At 62.2% G+C, this 4,566-nt stretch carries 5 protein-coding genes; 1 reads left to right on the top strand and 4 read right to left on the bottom strand.

From position 1 onward, the window contains the following. Window positions 1-327 precede the first annotated feature (327 nt). Both J4F42_21370 and J4F42_21375 read right to left on the bottom strand, forming a co-directional pair. A complete protein-coding gene (locus tag J4F42_21370; protein MCE2488073.1) occupies window positions 328-633 on the bottom strand; it encodes a HigA family addiction module antidote protein in 306 nt (101 codons plus the stop codon). After that, a complete protein-coding gene (locus J4F42_21375) occupies window positions 633-926 on the bottom strand; it encodes a type II toxin-antitoxin system RelE/ParE family toxin (GenBank protein ID MCE2488074.1) in 294 nt (97 codons plus the stop codon). The genes J4F42_21370 and J4F42_21375 overlap by 1 nt, the downstream gene beginning before the upstream one ends. A 189-nt stretch (window positions 927-1,115) precedes the next feature. On the opposite strand from J4F42_21375, the gene J4F42_21380 reads away from it, so the two are divergent. After that, on the top strand, window positions 1,116-2,240 hold the full coding sequence (locus tag J4F42_21380) for an LLM class flavin-dependent oxidoreductase (protein ID MCE2488075.1): 1,125 nt from the start codon (window positions 1,116-1,118) through the stop codon (window positions 2,238-2,240). A gap of 69 nt (window positions 2,241-2,309) precedes the next feature. On the opposite strand, the gene J4F42_21385 is transcribed toward J4F42_21380, so the two are convergent. Both J4F42_21385 and J4F42_21390 read right to left on the bottom strand, forming a co-directional pair. After that, a complete protein-coding gene (locus J4F42_21385; protein ID MCE2488076.1) occupies window positions 2,310-2,744 on the bottom strand; it encodes an NfeD family protein in 435 nt (144 codons plus the stop codon). Beyond that, the coding region (locus tag J4F42_21390) for an AAA family ATPase (protein MCE2488077.1) at window positions 2,741-4,566 on the bottom strand (1,826 nt) is incomplete at its 5' end. The genes J4F42_21385 and J4F42_21390, both read right to left, overlap by 4 nt.

The raw sequence follows: 4,566 nt of genomic DNA on the forward strand, positions 1-4,566 counted from the left end.
CTTGACGGGCTTCTCTCCCCGCGAATGCCATCATTACTTCCAGCATTGTGGCTACAGATAATGGTGAACCGCTCTAGAACTCACTGTATACTATTGGAAAGAACGTCTCGGCGGTAAAGAACTGCACAACCGTTTCATCCTTAGCGACATCGGTGGTGTGTCATTTCTGCATGGGCTTGACTGCGACTTGGGAGGCGGGCGGGAGTGACGATACAATTTCACGCCTCGATGCAAGAAGCTACAGCAGAGAGTGGAACGACTACGCAGGGCCAGGATTTGCGTTCGACCTCTTTGATGGGGAGACGGGCTTAGTCAGAGCGGTGTCGATCAGGCGGGCTCGTACCGCTGGACGCTGATCTCGTTTGCGCGGGCGCGCATCTGCGCAGCGTCATACCAGGCCTGCATCCGCAGCAGCATATCCATGCTCACGTCAAAAGCCTTCTCGATGCGCAACGCCATCTCTGGCGATAGCGCGGCGTTACCATTCAGCAGGTCCGAAAGCGTTGCCCGGCGAACTCCCAGAATCTCGGCCGCCTTCGTCACAGTCAGACCCAACTCCTCGATGACCTCCGTGCGGATGAAGTCGCCCGGATGCGAAGGGGTCATGTTCACTTTGATACCCTTGGTAGCCATCAGTGGTAATCCTCCAAGTTTAAGCGGACGACGTAGCCGCCCTCTGCTTCAAACGTGATCCGCCAATTGCCGGCTACCGAAACGCTCCATTCGTCCTGCCGGTCACCTGAGAGCCGGTGGACGCGCCAGCCACGAGGCGCGTCGGCAATAAAGCTATCCAAGTCCTCGGCCAGGATTAAAGCCGTCAAGATCTTACGCACCCGGCCGACCAAGTCGTGCTGCAGGAATCGGGGGGCATCGTCCTCGATCAGCCGGCGTAATCCTCTGTGGCGGATAGAGCGAACGATCATCATGTGAAGTGTACGGCAACGCCGTTCACAATACAAGTCTTCTCTCGGGGGGATACTGCTGAAGCCCTCTTTGACAATGACAGGGCCGTCTCCCGGGTCTGCCCACACACCTTGTCGGACCGGCCCGATTCGGCTAGGGTAGCCCGATATTCTGGTGTGAGCATATCCCTCAGGGGAAAGGAAGGAGCGACTATGAGAATCGGAATACAGATGGTGCTGCAAAACCATAAGGCCCACGACGACCGGGAAATGTACAAGAACGAAACCCGCCTGGCCATCGAGTCGGAAGACATGGGCTTCGATGTCATCTGGCCGGTCGAGCACCATTTCTTTGATTACTCGATCTGCCCCGACAACATGCAGTATCTGAGCTATATCGCCGCCCGGACCGAGCGCCTCCAGCTGGCCACCGGCGCGATCATTCTGCCCTGGAACAATCCGATGCGTGTCGTCGAGAAGATGGTCCTCCTCGATCACCTGTCCGACGGACGGGCGGTGCTCGGTCTTGGCCGGGGGCTGTCGCGGCGCGAGTATCGCGGCTTTGGCGTAGACATGTCCGAAGCCCGGGACCGCTTCAACGAATCGGCCGAGATTATCGTCAAGGGCCTGGAAGACGGCTTTGTGGAAGCCGACACCCAGTACTACAAACAGGCGCGGATCGAGGTCCGGCCACGGCCGATCAAGACCTTCAAGGGCCGCCGCTACATGGTGTGCATGTCGCCCGAGTCGTTTGATGTGGCCGCCCGCCTGGGCCTGGGAGCCATGATGTTCTCCCAGATGGGCTGGGAAAAGGTTGCCGACAACATCCACCAGTACCGCGAGAACTTCCGCAAGCACAACAACGGGGAAGAAGCGCCGCCGATCAATTGCGCCGACTTTGTGGCCTGCACCGAGGACGCCAAGCGCGCCGAAGAGATCGCCCGGGTCAATATCGTCGGCTACTACTGGAGCGTGATGGAGCACTACGAGATGACCGGCGACCACTTTGCCGAAACCGGCAAGTCGTATGCCCACTACGCCAACGCGGCCCAGCAGATGAAGGCTGCCGGCATGGACGCCGTTGTCGAAGACTTCCTGAGCGCCAACCTGTGGGGCACGCCCGACATGCTGGTTGAGAAGGTCCGCAAACGCCGCGAGGTCATCGGCGACTTTGAGGTCAACGGCTGCTTCAGCTATCAGAGCCTGCCCTACGACGAGGTTGAGCAGTGCATGCGCCTGTTCGCCAGAACCGTCGGACAAGAGATTCACAGCTGGACGCCCAAGACCAGCCAGGCTCCGGTTGATGTGACCGCAGGTTCGACCCTGCAAGCCAAGTAAGCCGGACGGGGCGTTTCATTACGCGCCCCGATCCAAAATTCTCCCAGCCCCGCCACGTGCGGGGCTTTTTTATGGCCCGGGCTCTTCTGGATCGACAACCAGAGTCAGCCCCCGAAAGGCGCGCACAGTCACCCGGCTGCCGGTCGGCAGGGAGAGGCCGGCCTCTTCCGCCTGGAACCGCGCAGGCTGCCCCGCCTCTTGATCGACGGGTTTAATTTCAGCCCGCCACAGCTCGCCGTTGATCTGCACATAGCCCTGGGGATTCAGCGCCTGGTAGACCTGCCCGCGCGCTCCGAGCAGGCGGGCGGCCCCGGTTTTGACGTTGGACTCGTAGGCCGAGCGCACATACGGATACAGGGCAAAGTCTTTGCCGACGGCCAGGCCCAGCAGGACGAGACCGCTCCACAGCGGCAGGTTGAGCCACGAGTGAGCCCCGACCAGAATCAGTCCCCACACGATCCAACCCGGGATCTGGAGCAACAGGTACTTGCGAAACGTGCTCATGTCCGGTCTTCCGTCCCCGCCGGCTGGGAGCCCTCTTCGACCACCCGGCAGAAGACATTCACCGCCGCCATATGGTCCAGCGTGGTGCAGCGCGTGCGGGCCAAGCCGGGGTGGGCCACCACAATGGCCAGGCTGCGCGCCCGGGACAGAGCGACATTCAAACGGTTGCGGTTGAACAGAAAGTCGATGCCGCGTGGCGACGCCTCGCCGAGGCTGGCACACATCGACACGATCACGATGGCCGCTTCCTGGCCCTGGAATTTATCGACCGAGCCGACCCGGGCCTGCGCTCCCAGGGCCGACTGCAACCGACGCACCTGCATATTATACGGCGCAACGAGCAGGATATCGTCGAGTCCGACCGTCCCCGCCGACCGGCCCTGTTCGTCGGTCAGCTCGCGGCCCAGCAACTCGTGGACGATCTCCCGGATCAGACCGACTTCTTCAGCGCTGGCCTGGGTATTGCCCGTATGTTCAACCGGCACGAAGACGAGACCTGCCTCGTGGCGGATGTGACGCCCGCCGTCCGTGGGTCTGCGGACCAGCCGGTGCGTGGTCGGCGGTGCGGCCCGCAGGCGGCCGTCGTATATGGTCTCGGAGATGAAGTGACACAGCTGCGGATGGAGACGCCAGGTGGTGTCCAGAAAAAGTCCAAGGGTCTCGGGAATGGTCGCCCGGCCCTGGAGCAGGTAGTCCAGAGCCGACTGGCCGCTGTGGCCGGGATGCGAGCCCTGTATCGGCTGGCCGAGCTGCATCTGGTCGCCCAGCAGGACGAGGTTCCGGCTTGAGGCTGACATCCCGATCAGGTTGGCCGTCGAAACCTGCCCGGCCTCATCAACAAACAGATAGTCGAGCTGGTCCCGCATGGAGGCGGCGCTGAAGGCCCACGCCGTGCCGCCAATCAGCCCGACCTGGTCCAGTTCGGGCACGGCATACCGAATGGATGTGACGTGGCGCGCGCCCCGGCAGTGGCGGAATAACGGCGCGTCTCCCGGGCCACCGACCTTGAGACAGGCGAGCTGTCCGTTCTGCTGCTCGGCGCATTTTTGCATCAGGTTCAGAATCGCCGCATGACTGTTCGAGCTGATGCCGACGCGTTTCCCCTGGCCTAAGAGAGACACGATCACCGCAGCCGCCAGCGTGGTTTTGCCCGTACCGGGCGGCCCCTGGATGCACAGGGTGGACCGGTCAAGCCCCGACACAAGACGCAGCGCGGCCGCCTGCAGGTCTTCGCCGGGAGCGACCAGGGCCTGAGAATCGGCCTGGGAGGCTGAGGCCAGGCGGGGCGGTCGGCGGGCCAGGAAATCGGCCAGAGCCGGAGACAGCTGACGATCTTCGTGCCAGCTTCGGGCGGTGTGTTCTATGGCTTTGGCGATGACCTCGGCCGAGACGTGTTCATTTGGAATCAGGGACAGCCTGGCCGGGGGAGGAGCGCCCCCGAGCTGCCTGAGCTTGCTCGGCCCAAATTTCAGACACACCCGACCGGCGTCTCGGTCCAGTTCATGGATGTCGGTGGTCATATCGAGATCGTGGGCAAAAAAGCAGCTCGCGCCCTGGCTCAACTTGGTATCCTGGTCGGGATCAAAGGTGTACCAGAAGCCGGCGGATCTTTTGATGGGAATGGGCCGGTCCGACTCCCGGTGCAGTCCGCCCAGGCAGTCGAGGTCTTCAACCAGTTCCTGTTCGTTCATCGCCTGACGGTCGAAGGTCGCCCACCACAGGGGCTTGTCCTCACGGCGGTGGAACTCGACCACGTTGCCCAGCATCTCCTGGGTCTGCCAGCGCTGGGTGTCCCCCGCCCGCTCTTGCTCCAACTGGGGAA

The sequence above is a fragment of the Desulfurellaceae bacterium genome (assembly GCA_021296095.1).
GTDB lineage: Bacteria > Desulfobacterota > Binatia > Bin18 > Bin18 > JAAXHF01.

Bases quoted from the DNA above. Each gene is read 5' to 3' on its own strand.
- J4F42_21370 (MCE2488073.1), bottom strand. From the start codon at position 633: ATGGCTACCAAGGGTATCAAAGTGAACATGACCCCTTCGCATCCGGGC.
- J4F42_21380 (MCE2488075.1), top strand. From the start codon at position 1,116: ATGAGAATCGGAATACAGATGGTGCTGCAAAACCATAAGGCCCACGAC.
- J4F42_21385 (MCE2488076.1), bottom strand. From the start codon at position 2,744: ATGAGCACGTTTCGCAAGTACCTGTTGCTCCAGATCCCGGGTTGGATC.
- J4F42_21375 (MCE2488074.1), bottom strand. From the start codon at position 926: ATGATGATCGTTCGCTCTATCCGCCACAGAGGATTACGCCGGCTGATC.